Below are 888 nucleotides of genomic sequence, written 5' to 3'. Positions count from 1 at the left end.
CTTTTTTTGAACAATTAGGCTCTTTGGCCATTAAGCCAAAAGGGTCTATCCACTCTATTGGGTTCGGCGCATAACGATAGCAATTTTTCCCACCCAACAACCCAATCGGATCTTGTGTAATGAACTGGCCTATTTGCGGATCATAATATCGAAACCGATTGTAGTGAAGATTCGTCTCTTCATCATGATATTGTCCCGCAAACCGAATCGGCTGATGAAAATGTTCGCCCTCATGCTTAATCGCCAAGTTACCATACGTCTGGTAACTCACGCTCCACGCAATATTCCCTTTCTTATCCGTTAACGTATCCGGCGTGCCGAGGTGATCCAAGTGATAGTGGTAAACCTTGCCTTCATCACTTAATGCCACCGGTTTAAACGTGCCCGGTTCGAAGAAGTATAAGCGCTCGTGGAGCATTTTACCGGGTTGGTTGGGGTGGTTGGTTTCTCTTAGGAGAACGTCGCCGTCCCATAAAAATTCCACATGCTTGTCGGCGGTGGTTTTGCCGATTCTTCGGCCTAATGGGTCGTATTGAAAGGTGACTTCCGATTCTTTTTGTCCGTTCTTGCCTTTTTCTACTTTGGTTAATTGGTGGCGGCTGTTGTAGTAGTAACGGGTTTGAAGCTTGTGTTCTTTGCCTCGCATACTGGCGGTGCGATTGCCGTGCTGATCATACCAATAATGCGTATCACCTCTGAACGTTAGGCGGTTGCCAGTTACTTGGGTGTTGCTGGCTTGTTGTTGAGCGTCTTGTTCAGAATGGCCTGCCGCTAAGATGTTGTGGGCTGGGTCGTGAATAAAGTGTTCGGGCTGTGGGCCGTTGACTTGGGTGAGGCGATCTAGCGCGTCGTAAAAATACTGTTTGGTGCCCCGTTGGCTGTCGTCAA

1 protein-coding gene is annotated in these 888 nt (G+C 48.1%); it reads right to left on the bottom strand.

Features of this window, described 5'->3' with window-relative positions:
* Positions 1-888: RHS repeat domain-containing protein (locus tag LU351_RS20525; protein ID WP_232595949.1), on the bottom strand; the 888-nt coding region annotated here is incomplete at both ends.

Source organism: Marinibactrum halimedae (assembly GCF_021234875.1).
Taxonomy (GTDB): domain Bacteria; phylum Pseudomonadota; class Gammaproteobacteria; order Pseudomonadales; family Cellvibrionaceae; genus Marinibactrum; species Marinibactrum halimedae.
The sequence above is the reverse complement of the archived record's forward strand: the minus strand, read 5'-3'. Positions and strand labels throughout refer to the sequence as shown.